Here is a 15,746-nt window from a genome sequence, read left to right on the forward strand (position 1 = left end):
CTACGTTATAAAAAAATCAATATCTTTCCACTGATGAATCAATTTCTATTGACCAAGCATCAATTCCACCTTGAAGATTAACTAAAGAATGGAAACCCTTCGAAGAAAGAAAATTAGCAACTCTCATAGATCGCACTCCATGATGACAATATAGTGCGTAACTTTTGCTAGAATCAAGATCTCCAAATGTATCCTCAATAGAGCTCATAGGAGTATTTATTGCACCATTAATTTTACAAACTTCTAACTCTCCTGGCTCCCTAACATCAATAAGAATAACACCATCTTTATTTAAATGCTCTTTAAATTCACTCGGGGTTAAATCATCAATCATATTGAAATCCTTAATTTAATTTTGTTAATAAAAATTATATTTTATTCTGAACACTTATGTATTAGTAACTTTAATGGGTAAAATTTATATTGTGACTGAAAATAATGAAGATATTTTTAACTTTCCATGTGATTACCCAATTAAAATTTTTGGATTAAGTCAACCTGACTTTAAAAAAACTGTGTGCCAAATTGTTGAAAGTCATATTGGACAACTGCATGCTAATCAACTGACTATTAAGAATAGCTCTAAAGGTAAATATAACTCAATAACTATTAGGATTATTGCAACAAGTCGTAAACAACTTGATGCTATAAATAGTGATTTACAAGCATGCCCTCTAGTATCGTATCTTTTGTAAATAATTATGATTAAAGTAAGAAAAAAAGGGCGACAAAATTATGTCAAGACCTGGAAAGAAATGAAATCTTTTACTGAGCAAAGAGATGCTAATACACCAGATGAAATATGGATTCTTGAACATGATAGTGTATTCACTCAAGGTCTTTCAGGTAAGCCAGAACATCTATTAAAGGAAACAGTAATTCCTGTAATTCAATCTGATAGAGGTGGTCAAATAACTTACCATGGCCCAGGTCAATTAATAATTTATTGTCTAATTGATATTAAGCGTCTTGGTTTTGGAATTAAAAAAATGGTCTCTATTATCGAACAATCAATAATTGACTTGCTGGGTCAGTATTCTATCAAGGCTCATAAACTTAATGGAGCTCCTGGTGTCTACGTAGAAGGGTCTAAAATTGCTGCTTTAGGTCTTAAAGTTAAACAAGGAAGAACTTACCATGGATTAAGTTTAAATATTGATATGGACCTTACTCCATATGGCCTAATAAACCCCTGTGGTTATAGTGGTTTAAATGTCACACAAATGCTAAATCTAACGGATAATACGCTCATTATTTCTGATATTCAAAATAACTTATCTAAGCACCTAATATCGTATGTTACAAGAACTTGAAATTAAAGCACTTAAAGGCGAATCTAAAATAAGTCGGCTTAAGATAAAGCCTGATTCTGAAAGAAAACCATTAAAAAAACCAGACTGGATAAGGATTAGACATACTAATTCTAATAAGGTTAACGAACTTAAAAAAACACTCAGAAGCCAAGAACTCTTTACAGTTTGTGAAGAAGCTCAATGCCCTAATTTGAGTGAATGCTTCAATCATGGAACTGCAACCTTCATGATAATGGGACAGATATGCACTAGGAGATGTCCTTTCTGTGATGTTGCACATGGCAGGCCAAAATCTTTAGACAAAAATGAACCTTTGCATTTAGCTGACACAATCTCAAAGATGTCTCTAAAGTATGTTGTTATTACTTCTGTTGATCGCGATGATTTAAGAGATGGCGGTGCTGGTCACTTCAAAGAATGTATAGATCAAATTCGCCTTAAAACTCCTCAAGTAAAAATTGAAATTCTAACGCCAGACTTTAGAGGAAGAGTTGATAAGGCCCTTGAAACTTTTAGTGACTGCCCTCCTGATGTTTTTAATCATAATCTTGAGACAGTTCCGAGTCTTTATCCCAAGGTACGCCCTGGCTCTGACTACCAACAATCCCTCACCTTACTTAAAAATTTCAAAGAAAAACACCCTGGGGTTGTAACTAAATCAGGCCTTATGCTCGGTGTTGGTGAGACGCAAAGACAAGTTATCGATGTTCTAAAAGATCTTAGAGAGCATGATGTTGATATGCTTACCTTAGGCCAATATCTACAACCTAGTAGACATCATCTAGCTGTTGAAGAGTATATAACCCCTCAACAATTTGAGCAATACAAGGATATAGCTAATGAACTTGGATTCTCTCAAGTAGCAAGTGGTCCAATGGTAAGATCTTCGTATCATGCAGATCTTCAAGCTAAAGGCGAACTTGTTAATTAATAGCAATACAAATCCATAGTTTGTATAATTCTTACTAATAATAATTTCAATAAATTAAACGGATACAAATATTATGATTAAAACTTTTTTTATAGCGCTGCTATTCTTTTGCATTATCGATGTCTTTTGGATTTATTTTGTAGCAACTCCAATGTATAAACTTGAAGTACCATCTCTTATGGAACTTAAGGTTATGCCTGCAATTTTTTTCTATATTATCTTTCTACTAGGCTTGATCTTCTTTGTTATAAATCCTAATCAGGGCAACACTCTTTTTAACGTCTTTTTAATTGGTACTTTTTATGGCCTTGTGACCTATGGTACTTACGACCTAACTGTTTATGCAACAATGAATATTTTTAGCTTAAAGCTTGTCATAGCTGATATTTTATGGGGAATGTTCCTCTCAGGTTCCGTGGCAACACTAACGGTCTTTACAACAGCTAAATTAGATTAAATAAAAAATATTATGCCTATAGCTTTCACTTCTGGCGAACCATCTGGAATTGGACCTGACATAGCCCTAATTCATGCACAAAGAGACAGAAAAGAAAGTCTTTTAGTTTATTGTGATCCAGATGTTCTGATTAATAGAGCAAAACAGCTCAATCTTCCAATTAAATTAAAAGAGCAAGAAACAACAAAAGCTTCAGAATTATACATTTTCCCAATTAAAACAGCTACCAAGGTTGAGACTGGAGTATTAAATACAAAAAATGCAAATTATGTATTGGAAATAATTAAAAAGGCAACTGATGATTGTCTAAATAAGAATTGCAGTGGTATTTTAACTGGTCCTATCAATAAAGCTGTAATTAGCCAGTCTGGAGTAAAATTTAGTGGCCATACTGAGTATTTTGCAGAACTAACAAGAACTCCCAAGACAGTTATGTTGCTAGCTACCAATCAACTTAAAGTTGCTCTTGCAACAACACATTTAGCTTTAAAAGATGTGTCTAAAAATATTACTCAGGAGTCACTAACTAGCGTTATAACTATAATTAATAATGATCTTAAATATTTTGGGATAACAAAACCAAAAATTCTTGTATGTGGGTTAAATCCTCACGCAGGTGAAAATGGTTATCTTGGCAATGAAGAGATTGAAACAATTAGCCCTGTTATAAATAAACTAAATAAACTTGATTTTAATTTAATAGGCCCTGTTCCTGCTGATACAGCATTTACGCCTGATTCACTAGAGAATATTGATGTTGTTCTTGCTATGTATCATGATCAAGGACTGCCAGTACTTAAAGCCAAAGGCTTTAAGAATGCTGCTAATATTACACTTGGTCTTCCATTTATTCGAACTTCAGTTGATCATGGAACAGCTTTAGATCTTGCTGGCAGTGGCAATATAAGTCTAGGGAGTTTTAATACTGCCTTGTCTTACTTCAAAAAATTAACAAATAATGCCTCATCAACCTAGAAAACGATTTGGACAAAACTTTTTAGTTGATGAAAAAATTATCAATCAAATCATATTAACTATCTCGCCAAAACATAATGATAATATTATTGAAATAGGTCCAGGTAAAGGAGCCTTAACTTTTCCCATGCTTGAGCATCTTAATAGCCTTAATATCATTGAGATTGATCGTGATCTAGTCGCATTATTGAAATCTAAAAAAGAAGAAAAATTAGTAATATATGAGGCGGATGCACTTAACTTTGACTTTGCAGTAATTGATAATAAATTTAGAGTAATAGGAAATCTTCCATACAACATCTCTACACCATTGTTATTTCACCTACTTGACTACAGAGATAAAATTATCGATATGACTTTTATGTTACAAAAAGAAGTTGTAGATCGAATTGTTGCCAGTCCTGGAAACAAAACATATGGACGTCTAAGCGTTCTAATGCAAGCATTTTTTGAAGTTGAATCTATGTTTGTAGTTCCGAAAGAGTCGTTTGATCCGCAACCAAAAATTGAATCTGCTATACTTTATTTAAAGACCAGGGAAAAGCCAATGGTTATTGACTCAAGGCCCTTGGAAGAGATTGTTAAAATTGCTTTTTCACAAAGAAGAAAAACACTGAAAAATTGTTTGAAGTCTGTATTAAACCAATCACAAACAAGCATTGATTTATCACAAAGAGCTGAGATGCTCAGCTTAGAAAGCTTTATAACACTAATGAATGACTATGAAAAACAAAATTGAAGTTAATGTTGCGGTAACCTACCTTGCAGGTCAATCTAATATTCCTAATGCTCAATATGCATATGCTTACACCATTACGATTACTAATAATGGGGAAACTGGTGCGCAGCTTAGAACTCGTCACTGGATAATTCAAGATGAATCTGGAGAAGTTGAGGAAGTCGTTGGTGAGGGTGTGATTGGACAGCAACCCCATCTCTCCCCAGGAGAGAGCTTTGAGTATAGCTCAGGAGCAATCATTAGCACTGAAACAGGGTCTATGAAGGGCTCTTATGGAATGATTAATGATCAAGGTCAACGCTTTGATGCAATAATCCCAGAGTTCACCTTAAGTGAGCCCTATACTCTTCACTAGGTAACTTATGGATTACGTCGTTGGTGACGTTCAAGGCTGCTTTGATAGCCTTCAAGCACTCCTTAAAAAAATAAATTTTAATAAAGATAGAGATCGTATTTATTTTTTAGGGGATGTCATTAATCGAGGCAACAAATCCTTGGAAACATTGCGCTTTATACACTCATTTAAAGATAATATGAAAATGGTCTTAGGAAACCATGACTTTCATTTACTGGTATGCGCATTAACAGATAGGAAGCCAAATAAAAAAGATACTTTTTTGGAAATATTAAATACTCATGACAAACAATCTTTACTTGATTATCTTTTAAATAGACCTCTAGTTATTGAATATGGTAATGCCCTTCTAGTTCATGCTGGAATTCCGCCACAATGGGATAAATCTGAGGTTATGAAAAATGCTGAAATAGTTCATCAAAAGCTCAGGGCAAATGACCCAAAAGAGTTTTTATCAAAAATGTATGGAAATGAGCCGTCAATATGGACTAATGAGTTAGGTATTGACGAAAATTGCCGTTATACAATAAATGCCCTAATGAGAATGAGGTTTTGTAAGGAGAATGGTGAGCTTGAGTTTGACCATAAACTTGATGTAGATCAAAACCCTATTGGCTTTAAAGCCTGGTTTTTGCATGAGAAACGATTACTTAAAGAAACAGAAATTTACTTTGGACATTGGTCAACATTAAATAATGTTGTTACCAAAAATATATTTGCACTTGATCATGGATGCGTTTGGGGTGAAAGCTTAACGGCTTTCAACCTATCAACCAAAGAATACACATCTCAACAATCAATTGAATCTCGCTAGGAAGAGCCACTTCTAAGATTTATAGAGCCTTCATAAACAAATTCCCCAGGCCCTGAAAGAAAAACCTTCTTTCCATCGAACTCAACACTAGCATCACCACCACTGAGATGAACTAAAACTTTTGATTCAAGCTGTCCAAGTTTATTACCATAAACTACAGCAGCGCATGCACCTGAACCACAGGCCAATGTTTCTCCAACACCTCTTTCTATAACTCTTAACCTTATTTCATTATTATTAATAATCTGCATGAAACCAACATTAATCCCCTCAGGAAAATAATTTGATTTTTGAATTTTCAAAGCAAATGCATTTATATTATTAGAATCTAGATCATCCAAAACCATAATAGCATGGGGATTACCAATTGATAATGCCCCAATTTCAAGGCCCTCAATGTCATAGCTTATAGACTCCTCATGAGCGTTAAAAGGTATTTGGGACGGAGTAAAGTTTGGCTCTCCCATCTCAACACTTACACTATCATCTTTATTAATAGTAAGCGTAAGCTTTCCTGAATTCGTTTCAACAGTAATAGGGTTCATGAATGCTAAATCTTTTTTTCTAACATACAGTGCAAAACATCTTGCTCCATTTCCACATTGACTAACTTCAGAACCATCAGCATTAAATATTACATATCGAAAATCAACATCATTAGATGAAGGACTCTCTACCATAAGCAATTGATCAAAACCAACTCCAAAGCGGCGATCAGAGAGCCTTCTTATCTCTTCAACAGATAAGCTAATATCTCCATCAATATTATTTATAACAATAAAATCATTGCCCAGACCTTGCATTTTCGTAAAATTTATCATAATGCTATTTTAACCTTATGTCTTATAGATTTTATTAAAATGCTGTTGTGCTAAAATTGATATAAACAAAACTAATTAAAAATGATAACTCCAAGCAATTTAACACTTAGTAAAGATAAAAAATTACTAACAGTAACATTTGAAAGTATTGATTATTCTCTGAGTAGTGAGTTTTTAAGAGTTTATTCACCATCAGCAGAAGTCCAAGGACATGGACCAGGTCAAGAGACTCTTCAATTGAATAAAAGCAATGTCAAAATTGAAAAATTAAACCCGATGGGTAATTACGCAGTAGCAATTCATTATGATGATGGTCATAGTACTGGGATCTATTCTTGGAGCTATTTACATCATCTCTCTATTAGTAAGGATAAGCTGTGGCAGGATTATTGTAAGAGAGTTGAAAAAAACAATAATAAAAATTCAAACTTTCATGAAGTTAGTATTTAGACTAAAAAAATATTAATTTATAAAATTAAGATTAAATACGCTTAATATTATTTACGTTAACAATAACTTTGTTAATTTTGTTAAAATATTAACACATATTGATTTGATTAAAAATTAATACTTTACTGGCTAAAATTATTTTAAAACTTATAGGTAAAAAAAAATGAAAAATAAACTAATTAGATTTTTGCTTCTCTTTACCTTATTCTTTTCAATACAAGCATCAGCAAATCCTATTAACAAAATTAATTTTACTGGCCTTAATTTTCATTCTGAAAAAATGTTGCTTGAAATGCTCCCATTCAAAGTTGGTCAAAATTTCAATTCCTCAATAAGTGATAAAATTATTGATTCTCTATTTGAAACAGGGTTCTTTTCTGATATATCAATAATTAAAGATAGTAATAGCCTTACAATTAATATTAAAGAAAACCCTTACATAAAGTTTCTTGATATCAACATAAATAAAGGATCTGGATTAACGGCTTGGCTTAAAAATGAAAAAGAATTTCTAACTGACGAGATTATTAATGAATTAATAGAATCAAACGAACTTTCTGCTGGGGAGATTTACACTAAAAGAAAACTAACTGAACTTATAACTTTAATAGAGGATCAGTATATTAAATCTGGTTATTACAATGTTCTAGTTGATTCGCAAATAGATCTTGACCAGCAAAATAAAATCGGAGTTGAGCTTAATATTATTCAAGGAAATAAAGCAACCATAGGCTCTCTTAATATTTCTGGGAATGATAGACTATCTGAACAAGAATTACTGAAATCTTTTGAAATTGGTGAAGCTGGTTTATCTTTTATTAATTTTTTTACTAACAAAGATCGTTATTCAGAAGCTGAATTATTTCAAGGTATCAACATAATGACTAATACTTATTTTGATCTTGGATATCTTGATTTTAAAGTTATTAACTTAGATTCTAATTTAAGTGATGATAAGGAAAAAGTATTTATTGATATTGAAATTTCTGAAGGAATTCAATATAAACTCGGTGAAGTTTCTTTTGAAGGTGAGTTAGGAGATTTTTCTCTTACTGAACTTAATAGTGTTATCAGTATGAGTAATGGTGATATATTCAATCGTAATTTAATAATTAATGATATTCAAATCCTTACTGATATGTTTGCTGATCGAGGATATGCATTTGTTAATATAAATCCAGTCTTGTCAGATTTTTTAGATTCTGTTGATGTTAATTTTGAAATCTCATTGAATAAAAAAGTTTATATTAATAGAATAATGATTTCAGGAAATACGCGTACGCAAGATGAAGTAATAAGAAGAGAAGTAGAAATTTCTGAAGGTGGTTTATATTCTAGATCTGCATTAAGGGATTCTTTAGAAAAGCTTAGAAGAATTGGATATTTTTCTGATGTTCAAATATCAACTTCGGAGGTTGAAGATCTTCCAGACAAAATTGATATCAATTTCATAGTTGAGGAAACTCAGACTGGGGCAATTAGTTTTTCTGTGTCACATAGCAATAATTATGGTATTTCAATTGGTGCAGGAATTCAAGAAAAAAATATTTTTGGCTCAGGTAATACACTTAATGCAGACTTAAAACTTTCAGAATCTTTTAATAAGGTTAGCTTTTATTTTATGAACCCTAACTTCAATGATGCTGGTCATAGTATTAGTATAGGTGCCTTTAAAAGTGAAATAAGTGATGATGATGTTACTAATAACTCTTATGAAATTGATAGCACAGGCTTAACCTTAGGTTATGGAATTCCATTAACCAAAGATACCAGAGTAAATACTAATCTTGAATATTCCAAGAATAAGATAAAGTGCGGAACATTATTCTCTGGATCAGGTTATGAATCTAGTCAATGCGCCACTCCAAAAAAAGATGAGTTCAAACTCAATGTTAACTGGAATGAAAATACTCTAAATAATTATCTTTATCCAACAGAGGGTAGAACCAATGAACTTGCAATTGGTATATCCCTTCCTTTAGGTGACTTCAGATACTATAATCTGAGTGCAAGTCACACAAGTTATACCCCACTTAATGAGAATGCGACACTAAAATTAACTGGTAGCATTGATCTTGCAAAAGGATATAGTGGGAAAGAACTCCCTTTCTATAGAAGGTATTTTGGAGGAGGAAGTGGATCAGTTCGAGGTTTTGGAAACAAGACTCTTGGCCCTGTTTATCCAAATGGAAAGGCAAAGGGAGGTGAGTTATCGCTCCTTGGAAGTGTTAACCTAATAACTCCTGCCTTCTTCTTTGAGAATAATGATAAGATGAGGCTTAGTGGCTTTATTGATGCCGGAAATATATATGACAAAACATCAAACCTCAAATTAGGTGATTTAAGAATGTCTGCTGGAATTGGTTTTGCTTATCTTAGTCCTATAGGCGTGATAGGAGCTTATATTGCCACTCCTATAATTAAAAAATCAGGTGATACTATAGAAGACTTTGGACTTACTTTAGGTACTGGCTTTTAAAAAGTTTTATGAGAGTTCTTGCTCTATTTTTATTAACCTTTTTAGTATCTTCTGTAAGTGCTGAATCAATAAAAATTGGCTATATAGATACTGAAATGGTTGTTAATAACTTGACTCTTTATAAAGATGGCAAAAATCTTATAGCTTCAGAATTTGAACAAAAAAAACAAGAGTTACTAGATTTATTTAATCATATTGAGTTAATAAGATCTAGTAAAAATGAGTTAGATGACAACGAAATAAAGAAAATATTAGAATTAGAATCAAGTTTTAAAAAAGAAACCGAATTTTGGCAAACAACTATTAATCAAAAACAAGTTGATTTACTTAGAGATATTGAGATAATCATTAATAACGCAATCAAAGAATTAGCTATAGAAGATAATTTTGATCTTATTTTTTATGAAAATGCAGCATTTGTTAGTAATAATGTTGATATAAGTAACAAGATTATTTCTAAAATTGAAAGTCAGACTCCATGAATATTTCACTTGGAAAAATTGCAGAAATTATTGATGCATCATTAGATGGTGATCCTTCAAAAGTTATTTATGGAATTAATGCCCTAGAAGATGCACAAAATAATGAAATTAGCTACGCTACAAGTATAAAATATTTGAAGCCTTTGAGTAAGACTAGTGCTGGTGCGGTAATATTAGAAAAAAATCTAAAAGACCTTTGCTCTTCCAATGCCCTTATCGTTGAAAATACTTATCTAGCTTTTGCTAAATTAACACATCATTTAAAAAAACAACAATCTCAACTAAGTAGCCAAGAAGTTCAATCAAATATTGGTAAAGCTCAAAAGATAAAAGGGGTTTTTATAGGGCCATCTTGTTTTATTGGAAATGAAGTTGTAATTGGTGAGAATACGATAATTGAAACAAACTGTGTTATAGAAGATGGCGTCCATATTGGTGAAAACTCTCATATTTCATCAAATGTTATTATTCAGAGAAATTGCTTGATTGGTAAAAATTGTATTATTTCATCTGGAGCAATAATTGGCTCCGAAGGTTTTGGTAATGCTCGAACTAAAAATAAAGATTGGCTTCCTATTTCGCATTTAGGCAATGTTCAGCTTGGAGATAATGTATCAATTGGGGCTAATACAACAATTGACAGAGGTACTATTAAAGACACAGAGATACATGATGGTGTCAAAATTGACAATCTTGTTCATATTGCTCACAATGTTGTAATTGGTGAAAATAGTGCTATTGCTGCTAAAACAGGTATTGCTGGAACTACCTCAATTGGAAGGAGATGTATGATCGGTGGAATGGTAGGTATAGTTGGTCATCTAATGATTACTGATGATGTTGTTATAAATGCCACAAGCACGGTCAATAGAAATATTACTGAACCAGGAGTTTATACTGGTTTTGTACCATTGATGCTTCACTCTGAGTGGAAAAAGGTAGGCATGTGGTTAACAAAACTTGATAAAATTGCTTTTTATTTAAAAATTAAATTAAAGAATATTAAATAGCTATATGGAAATGAATATCAATGAGGTTAAGAATTTTCTACCTCACCGCTACCCTTTTTTATTAATTGATAAAGTAATTGATTTTGAGACTGGTAAAAGTCTTACAGCAATCAAAAATGTTTCTTTTAATGAACCACACTTTACTGGTCACTTTCCTGATCAACCAATTATGCCTGGTGTTTTGATTATTGAAGCAATGGCTCAGGCAACTGGTATTTTAGCCTTTAAATCTGAAGTTGGTCGTCCACAAACTGGCCAAATTTATATGCTTGTTGGGGTTGATAAGGTTCGCTTCAAAAAAATTGTTGAGCCTGGTGATCAACTTCAAGTCTATGCAGAAGTTATTACCGTTAAGCGTGGTATATGGAAATTTAGTTGTAAAGCCTCAGTTGATGGAGAATTAGTAACCTCAGCTGAAATAATTTGTACTCAAAAAACTGCAAAATAATTATGTCTGTAGATCCTTCTGCAATTATTCATGAGAGCGCCAAAATCCACAAAGGAGCAATCATCTCTCCCTATGCAGTAATTGGTGCTAATGTTGAAATTGGTTCTGGTACAGTTATTGATTCTCATGCGGTAATCGAAGGGCCTACAAAAATAGGTAAAAATAATCATATATATTCTTTTGCTTCTATTGGTGGTGATCCTCAAGATATTACCTATCAAGATGGTCAGGAAAGTAATCTTGTAATAGGTAATGATAATCTTATTAGAGAGTTTTGCACAATAAATCGTGGTACTGAAAAAGAAAACTCACTAACAAGAATAGGTTCAAACAATATGCTTATGTCGTATGTTCATATTGCACACGACTGTCAGCTGGGGGACCACATTATTATGTCAAATAATGCTTCTCTTGCTGGGCATGTTAGAATCTCTGATTGGGCTATTCTTGGTGGATTTGTTTTAGTTAAACAATTCTGTAATATTGGAAGTCATACATATGCTGGAATGGGTAGTCAAATCAATAAGGATATTCCAGATTACATGATTGCAGCAGGTATACATCCCAAAATTAGAGGCATTAACAGTGTAGGTATGAAAAGAAGAGGTTTTAGCTCGAGTTCAATCAAATCTATAAAGAGAGCCTTTAAAGTTGTTTATCGTGAATCCCAAGGAAGACTCCTTGATCAAGCTTTAAATGAGCTTGAATCATCAGAATCAGATAGCAGTGAGGTTATGCAATTTGTTGACTGTATTAGAAACTCACGTGTAGGAATAATGCGTGGCCCAGCAGATGAATAGATAACCCTTTAGATTATGCCTAAGTCCTTCATAAGGTCTAGTAGTATTGTAGCAGCAATGACTTTTTTGTCCCGAATTCTTGGGCTAGTAAGAGATTTTGTAATTGCGCGTTACTTTGGTGCAAATGGTTTAACTGATGCATTTTTAGTTGCTTTTCGTATCCCTAATTTTTTTAGAAGATTATTTGCTGAAGGAGCATTTTCTCAAGCCTTTCTCCCTATCTTAGCTGATGTCAAAGCTAACAAATCTGATAAAGAGGTTCAATTAGTAATCAATCACATTGCTACTAAGTTACTTAGCATACTTATGATTATCACTTTAATCTCAATAATTCTTGCCCCAATGATAATATTTTTATTTGCCTGGGGTTTTTATTTTAATACTGATTTAACTCAATTTGATCTTGCTTCAAATATGTTGCGTATTACTTTTCCATATTTACTCTTGATATCTCTAACAGCTTTATCTGGTGCAATACTTAATACCTATGATAATTTTACTGTTCCTGCATTTACCCCTGTACTTCTAAATATTTCATTAATATTATGTGCCATTTATTTATCTAAATTTTTATCTACTCCAATTATGGCTTTGGCTTGGGGTGTTTTAATAGGTGGAATACTTCAGCTTATCTTTCAGATCCCATTTTTAAGAAAACTTAAAAAACTTCCTAAAATTCAATTTGGTCATCATAAAGCTCTATCAACTCTAAAAAAAAGAATGCTTCCAGCCTTATTTGGTGTCTCAGTTTCTCAAATCAATTTATTAGTTGATACTATGATTGCATCAACTCTAATAGCAGGAAGCGTATCTTGGTTATATTATTCTGATCGTCTCTTAGAACTTCCATTAGCTTTAATCGGTATCACACTTGCAACAGTTGCCTTAGCAAGATTAAGTAATTATCATGCTCAAAAAGATACTAAAAACTTTTTATTAACAATTAATAAAGCTCTTTTATTTGCCTTAATTCTTGGCTTTCCAGCCTGTTTTGGTCTTATATTTTTATCTCAAGAACTTATTATTACCCTTTTTCAATATGATGAATTTGATTTGATTTCTGCTAAAAAAACAGCTTTAAGCCTTCAAGCATATGGCTCTGGGTTAATGGCATTTATTCTAATTAAAATATTTGCTCCAGTTTTTCTTTCTATGGGAGATACTAAAACACCTGTTAAAGCAGGTATTGTTGCGATGACTTCAAATATAGTATTAAATTTAATTCTGGTTCAATATTTTGGTCATGTTGGATTGGCAGTTGCTACATCAATTTCAGCTCTTATTAATGCAGCATTATTATATTTTTTCTTAGTTAAACAATCTATTTATAAATTCAATAATGCTTTTTATAAAATGCTGATTAAAGTTCTTTTTGCAACGATTATAATGGCACTTTATATTTTTTATTTTGAATCAAATATTAATTTATATACTGATTCATCTATGATTGAGAGGGCCTTTTTAGTATCTAAAACGATTCTTATTTCGGCATTAATTTACTTTGCATCATTATTTATATTAGGAGTTAGGTTGAAAAAATTATGAATTTAATTAATTGCATAAAATTAAAGAAAAAATTAGAGGGCTTAGAGCGAGCCCCATATCCTGGAGAACTAGGAAAAAAAATACTTAATTCAGTCTCAAAAGAAGCTTGGCAAATGTGGCTAGATCACCAAACTATGCTAATTAATGAGAATAATCTAAATTTATTTGAAGAATCATCTCAAAAATACTTAAAAGAACAAATGGATAAATATTTCTTTTCTGATGATGATATTGATCAAATTCAGGGTTATGTTCCAAAATAATCATGGAATGTTTTAAGTATTATGGCTAATTTATTTATTATTGCTGCCCCCTCAGGTTGTGGAAAAACATCTTTAGTTAAAGCACTATTAAAAAATTCTAGTAATCTATGTGTATCTGTATCACATACAACCCGTAAATCAAGGCCTGATGAGGTTAATGGAATAAATTATCACTTCGTATCAGTCAATAAATTCAAAGAAATGATAAATAAAAATGCTTTTGTTGAGCATGCAGAGGTTTTTGAAAATCTTTATGGTAGTTCTAGACAATTAATTAATGATAGCCTTGAAAATAATAAAGACGTGATTTTAGAAATTGATTGGCAAGGTGCCCGTCAAGTTAAGCTTAATATGCCAAAAGTAACTAGCATATTTATACTGCCACCATCGAAAGATGTACTGCTGATGAGGCTTCAAGGTCGAGGTCAAGATGACAGACAAACAATCATGAAGAGAATGTCAGATGCTAAGAATCAAATGAGTCATTTTGATGAATTTGATTATTTAGTAATTAATGATAATTTTGATGTGGCACTCTCAAACCTTGAATCAATTATAGGTCAATCAAATAAAGACTTTAAACATCAAGATTTCTCTTTGGAAGTTCAGTCAATAAAACATAAAAATCTACTTAAAAAATTGATATAACTGATTTTTTTGGTATAATTTAACCCTCAATTATCTTATGAAGAGAATTTATGAGTGAATTTGCGTTATCCATTAAGAATACAGCTAGAGATCTGGAGGTACAAAAGTACCCGCCAATCCTTACCCCAGAACAAGAATATGAGTTAGCTATTGAGCTCTATGAAAATGAGAGCTTAATTGCAGCAAAAAAACTTGTATTAGCTCATATGCGCTTTGTTGCTTTTATTGCTCATGGATATAAAGGCTATGGACTTGAACAAGCTGATTTAATTCAAGAAGGTACAATTGGTTTAATGAAGGCAGTTAAGCGATTTAATCCTCATAAAAAGGTTAGGTTGTCCTCTTTTGCTGTGTACTGGATTCGTGCTGAAATTCATGAATATATATTTAAAAATTGGAAAATTGTTAAAGTTGCAACAACGAAGGCACAGAGAAAACTATTTTTTAAGTTAAAGCAAGCAAAATCAAACATATTTCAATCACTAACTAGTGAACAAGCTCAGGTAATTGCTGCTGATTTAGGGGTTAGAGAAAAAGATGTTATTGAAATGGAATCAAGACTCCAGTTAAATGATATAGCTTTTGAAGTTAATGATGATGAAGATGTATATACACCAGAGCAATATCTTGCTGATCCTGGCAAAACGCCTGAACAATTAGTAATTAATAATAAAAATCAAGAAGACCAACATAACAAGCTTTATCAAGCTCTCTCATCCTTAGATGAAAGAAGTATCGATATTTTACAATCTAGGTACTTGAAAGAAGAAAAGTTGACCCTACATACATTAGCAGACAAGTATGGTGTTTCTGCTGAAAGGGTTCGTCAACTTGAAAACAAAGCTATCAAAAAGCTTAAAGAACGTCTAGAAGGTTAAACCCTTTAACGACAAATTTATTTTCCAAAATTAGGAGAGAAAATGGAAATCCGTCCCTTACACGATCGTGTTATCGTTCGAAGAGTAGAAGAAAAGAAAACAACAGCTAGTGGCTTAATTATTCCTGATTCATCAACTGAAAAACCTTCTAGAGGTGAAGTAGTTGCTGCAGGTAATGGCAGAGTTAGCGCCCAAGGTGATTTAATTCCATTGGATGTGAAAGTTGGCGATACAGTAATGTTCGGCCAATATTCAGGTGCTGAAATCACAGTTGGAGAGGAAAAACTTCTTGTGATGAGCGAAGATGAAATTGTTGCAGTAATTGAAGAATAAAGGAG

At 32.3% G+C, this 15,746-nt stretch carries 21 protein-coding genes; 19 read left to right on the forward strand and 2 right to left on the reverse strand.

Features of this window, described 5'->3' with window-relative positions:
- Nucleotides 1–16: 16 nt before the first annotated feature.
- Nucleotides 17–334 carry a rhodanese-like domain-containing protein gene (locus CRN91_RS06030; protein ID WP_114115536.1) on the reverse strand — a complete coding sequence of 106 codons (318 nt, stop codon included), beginning with the start codon at nt 332–334 and terminating at the stop codon, nt 17–19.
- A gap of 73 nt (nt 335–407) precedes the next feature.
- On the opposite strand from CRN91_RS06030, the gene CRN91_RS06035 reads away from it, so the two are divergent.
- From CRN91_RS06035 to CRN91_RS06070, 8 genes are all read left to right on the forward strand, one after another.
- On the forward strand, nt 408–695 hold the full coding sequence (locus tag CRN91_RS06035; protein ID WP_114115537.1) for a YbeD family protein: 288 nt from the start codon (nt 408–410) through the stop codon (nt 693–695).
- Nucleotides 696–701: 6 nt separating this feature from the next.
- The gene (gene lipB / locus CRN91_RS06040) at nt 702–1,313 is read left to right on the forward strand and encodes a lipoyl(octanoyl) transferase LipB (protein WP_114115538.1); all 612 of its coding nucleotides are present in this window, start codon (nt 702–704) and stop codon (nt 1,311–1,313) included.
- Nucleotides 1,297–2,244, forward strand: a complete 948-nt coding sequence (lipA, locus tag CRN91_RS06045) for a lipoyl synthase (protein ID WP_114115539.1) — start codon at nt 1,297–1,299, stop codon at nt 2,242–2,244. The genes lipB and lipA overlap by 17 nt, the downstream gene beginning before the upstream one ends.
- A 73-nt stretch (nt 2,245–2,317) precedes the next feature.
- A complete protein-coding gene (locus CRN91_RS06050) occupies nt 2,318–2,701 on the forward strand; it encodes a DUF2177 family protein (RefSeq protein ID WP_114115540.1) in 384 nt (127 codons plus the stop codon).
- A gap of 12 nt (nt 2,702–2,713) precedes the next feature.
- On the forward strand, nt 2,714–3,676 hold the full coding sequence (gene pdxA / locus CRN91_RS06055; protein WP_114115541.1) for a 4-hydroxythreonine-4-phosphate dehydrogenase PdxA: 963 nt from the start codon (nt 2,714–2,716) through the stop codon (nt 3,674–3,676).
- Nucleotides 3,660–4,415 (forward strand): 16S rRNA (adenine(1518)-N(6)/adenine(1519)-N(6))-dimethyltransferase RsmA, encoded by a 756-nt coding sequence (gene rsmA / locus CRN91_RS06060; RefSeq protein WP_114115542.1) that lies wholly within the window; start codon nt 3,660–3,662, stop codon nt 4,413–4,415. The genes pdxA and rsmA overlap by 17 nt, the downstream gene beginning before the upstream one ends.
- Nucleotides 4,393–4,770 (forward strand): Co2+/Mg2+ efflux facilitator ApaG/CorD, encoded by a 378-nt coding sequence (gene apaG, locus CRN91_RS06065; RefSeq protein WP_114115543.1) that lies wholly within the window; start codon nt 4,393–4,395, stop codon nt 4,768–4,770. Before rsmA ends, apaG begins: the two co-directional genes overlap by 23 nt.
- 7 nt (nt 4,771–4,777) lie before the next feature.
- Nucleotides 4,778–5,584 carry a symmetrical bis(5'-nucleosyl)-tetraphosphatase gene (locus tag CRN91_RS06070; RefSeq protein WP_114115544.1) on the forward strand — a complete coding sequence of 269 codons (807 nt, stop codon included), beginning with the start codon at nt 4,778–4,780 and terminating at the stop codon, nt 5,582–5,584.
- On the opposite strand, the gene dapF is transcribed toward CRN91_RS06070, so the two are convergent.
- Entirely contained in the window at nt 5,581–6,405 is an 825-nt protein-coding gene (gene dapF / locus CRN91_RS06075; protein ID WP_114115545.1) for a diaminopimelate epimerase, read from the reverse strand. The two genes, CRN91_RS06070 and dapF, sit on opposite strands and share 4 nt — an antisense overlap.
- 81 nt (nt 6,406–6,486) lie before the next feature.
- On the opposite strand from dapF, the gene CRN91_RS06080 reads away from it, so the two are divergent.
- The 11 genes from CRN91_RS06080 to CRN91_RS06130 all read left to right on the forward strand — a co-directional run bounded on the left by CRN91_RS06080 (nt 6,487) and on the right by CRN91_RS06130 (nt 15,741).
- The gene (locus CRN91_RS06080) at nt 6,487–6,855 is read left to right on the forward strand and encodes a gamma-butyrobetaine hydroxylase family protein (protein WP_114115546.1); all 369 of its coding nucleotides are present in this window, start codon (nt 6,487–6,489) and stop codon (nt 6,853–6,855) included.
- A 163-nt stretch (nt 6,856–7,018) separates the two neighbouring features.
- Nucleotides 7,019–9,334, forward strand: coding sequence for an outer membrane protein assembly factor BamA (gene bamA / locus CRN91_RS06085; RefSeq protein ID WP_114115547.1), 2,316 nt, complete (start codon nt 7,019–7,021; stop codon nt 9,332–9,334).
- Nucleotides 9,335–9,342: 8 nt separating this feature from the next.
- Nucleotides 9,343–9,816, forward strand: a complete 474-nt coding sequence (locus CRN91_RS06090; RefSeq protein ID WP_114115548.1) for an OmpH/Skp family outer membrane protein — start codon at nt 9,343–9,345, stop codon at nt 9,814–9,816.
- Nucleotides 9,813–10,826, forward strand: coding sequence for a UDP-3-O-(3-hydroxymyristoyl)glucosamine N-acyltransferase (lpxD, locus tag CRN91_RS06095; RefSeq protein ID WP_114115549.1), 1,014 nt, complete (start codon nt 9,813–9,815; stop codon nt 10,824–10,826). Before CRN91_RS06090 ends, lpxD begins: the two co-directional genes overlap by 4 nt.
- A gap of 4 nt (nt 10,827–10,830) precedes the next feature.
- On the forward strand, nt 10,831–11,274 hold the full coding sequence (gene fabZ, locus CRN91_RS06100) for a 3-hydroxyacyl-ACP dehydratase FabZ (RefSeq protein WP_114115550.1): 444 nt from the start codon (nt 10,831–10,833) through the stop codon (nt 11,272–11,274).
- Nucleotides 11,275–11,276: 2 nt separating this feature from the next.
- Complete coding sequence (gene lpxA / locus CRN91_RS06105) at nt 11,277–12,074, forward strand: acyl-ACP--UDP-N-acetylglucosamine O-acyltransferase (RefSeq protein ID WP_114116077.1); 798 nt, start codon at nt 11,277–11,279, stop codon at nt 12,072–12,074.
- 15 nt (nt 12,075–12,089) lie between these two features.
- The gene (gene murJ / locus CRN91_RS06110) at nt 12,090–13,619 is read left to right on the forward strand and encodes a murein biosynthesis integral membrane protein MurJ (protein WP_114115551.1); all 1,530 of its coding nucleotides are present in this window, start codon (nt 12,090–12,092) and stop codon (nt 13,617–13,619) included.
- Nucleotides 13,616–13,882, forward strand: coding sequence for an oxidative damage protection protein (locus CRN91_RS06115; protein ID WP_114115552.1), 267 nt, complete (start codon nt 13,616–13,618; stop codon nt 13,880–13,882). Before murJ ends, CRN91_RS06115 begins: the two co-directional genes overlap by 4 nt.
- A 21-nt stretch (nt 13,883–13,903) precedes the next feature.
- On the forward strand, nt 13,904–14,530 hold the full coding sequence (gene gmk / locus CRN91_RS06120; protein ID WP_114115553.1) for a guanylate kinase: 627 nt from the start codon (nt 13,904–13,906) through the stop codon (nt 14,528–14,530).
- Between the two features lie 50 nt (nt 14,531–14,580).
- Nucleotides 14,581–15,408 (forward strand): RNA polymerase sigma factor RpoH, encoded by an 828-nt coding sequence (gene rpoH, locus CRN91_RS06125; protein WP_114115554.1) that lies wholly within the window; start codon nt 14,581–14,583, stop codon nt 15,406–15,408.
- Nucleotides 15,409–15,450: 42 nt separating this feature from the next.
- Nucleotides 15,451–15,741, forward strand: coding sequence for a co-chaperone GroES (locus CRN91_RS06130; RefSeq protein WP_114115555.1), 291 nt, complete (start codon nt 15,451–15,453; stop codon nt 15,739–15,741).
- Nucleotides 15,742–15,746: the final 5 nt, after the last annotated feature.

It is taken from the genome of Candidatus Thioglobus sp. NP1 (assembly GCF_003326015.1).
Lineage (GTDB): Bacteria > Pseudomonadota > Gammaproteobacteria > PS1 > Pseudothioglobaceae > Pseudothioglobus > Pseudothioglobus singularis_A.

Excerpts from the sequence above, each read along its gene's own strand:
- murJ (WP_114115551.1), top strand. The coding sequence starts at position 12,090 with ATGCCTAAGTCCTTCATAAGGTCTAGTAGTATTGTAGCAGCAATGACT.
- CRN91_RS06070 (WP_114115544.1), top strand. The coding sequence starts at position 4,778 with ATGGATTACGTCGTTGGTGACGTTCAAGGCTGCTTTGATAGCCTTCAA.
- pdxA (WP_114115541.1), top strand. The coding sequence starts at position 2,714 with ATGCCTATAGCTTTCACTTCTGGCGAACCATCTGGAATTGGACCTGAC.
- CRN91_RS06050 (WP_114115540.1), top strand. The coding sequence starts at position 2,318 with ATGATTAAAACTTTTTTTATAGCGCTGCTATTCTTTTGCATTATCGAT.
- CRN91_RS06130 (WP_114115555.1), top strand. The coding sequence starts at position 15,451 with ATGGAAATCCGTCCCTTACACGATCGTGTTATCGTTCGAAGAGTAGAA.
- fabZ (WP_114115550.1), top strand. The coding sequence starts at position 10,831 with ATGGAAATGAATATCAATGAGGTTAAGAATTTTCTACCTCACCGCTAC.
- lpxA (WP_114116077.1), top strand. The coding sequence starts at position 11,277 with ATGTCTGTAGATCCTTCTGCAATTATTCATGAGAGCGCCAAAATCCAC.
- CRN91_RS06090 (WP_114115548.1), top strand. The coding sequence starts at position 9,343 with ATGAGAGTTCTTGCTCTATTTTTATTAACCTTTTTAGTATCTTCTGTA.
- CRN91_RS06030 (WP_114115536.1), bottom strand. The coding sequence starts at position 334 with ATGATTGATGATTTAACCCCGAGTGAATTTAAAGAGCATTTAAATAAA.
- CRN91_RS06115 (WP_114115552.1), top strand. The coding sequence starts at position 13,616 with ATGAATTTAATTAATTGCATAAAATTAAAGAAAAAATTAGAGGGCTTA.
- rsmA (WP_114115542.1), top strand. The coding sequence starts at position 3,660 with ATGCCTCATCAACCTAGAAAACGATTTGGACAAAACTTTTTAGTTGAT.
- lipA (WP_114115539.1), top strand. The coding sequence starts at position 1,297 with ATGTTACAAGAACTTGAAATTAAAGCACTTAAAGGCGAATCTAAAATA.
- CRN91_RS06080 (WP_114115546.1), top strand. The coding sequence starts at position 6,487 with ATGATAACTCCAAGCAATTTAACACTTAGTAAAGATAAAAAATTACTA.
- rpoH (WP_114115554.1), top strand. The coding sequence starts at position 14,581 with ATGAGTGAATTTGCGTTATCCATTAAGAATACAGCTAGAGATCTGGAG.
- apaG (WP_114115543.1), top strand. The coding sequence starts at position 4,393 with ATGACTATGAAAAACAAAATTGAAGTTAATGTTGCGGTAACCTACCTT.
- bamA (WP_114115547.1), top strand. The coding sequence starts at position 7,019 with ATGAAAAATAAACTAATTAGATTTTTGCTTCTCTTTACCTTATTCTTT.
- lipB (WP_114115538.1), top strand. The coding sequence starts at position 702 with ATGATTAAAGTAAGAAAAAAAGGGCGACAAAATTATGTCAAGACCTGG.
- CRN91_RS06035 (WP_114115537.1), top strand. The coding sequence starts at position 408 with ATGGGTAAAATTTATATTGTGACTGAAAATAATGAAGATATTTTTAAC.
- dapF (WP_114115545.1), bottom strand. The coding sequence starts at position 6,405 with ATGATAAATTTTACGAAAATGCAAGGTCTGGGCAATGATTTTATTGTT.
- lpxD (WP_114115549.1), top strand. The coding sequence starts at position 9,813 with ATGAATATTTCACTTGGAAAAATTGCAGAAATTATTGATGCATCATTA.
- gmk (WP_114115553.1), top strand. The coding sequence starts at position 13,904 with ATGGCTAATTTATTTATTATTGCTGCCCCCTCAGGTTGTGGAAAAACA.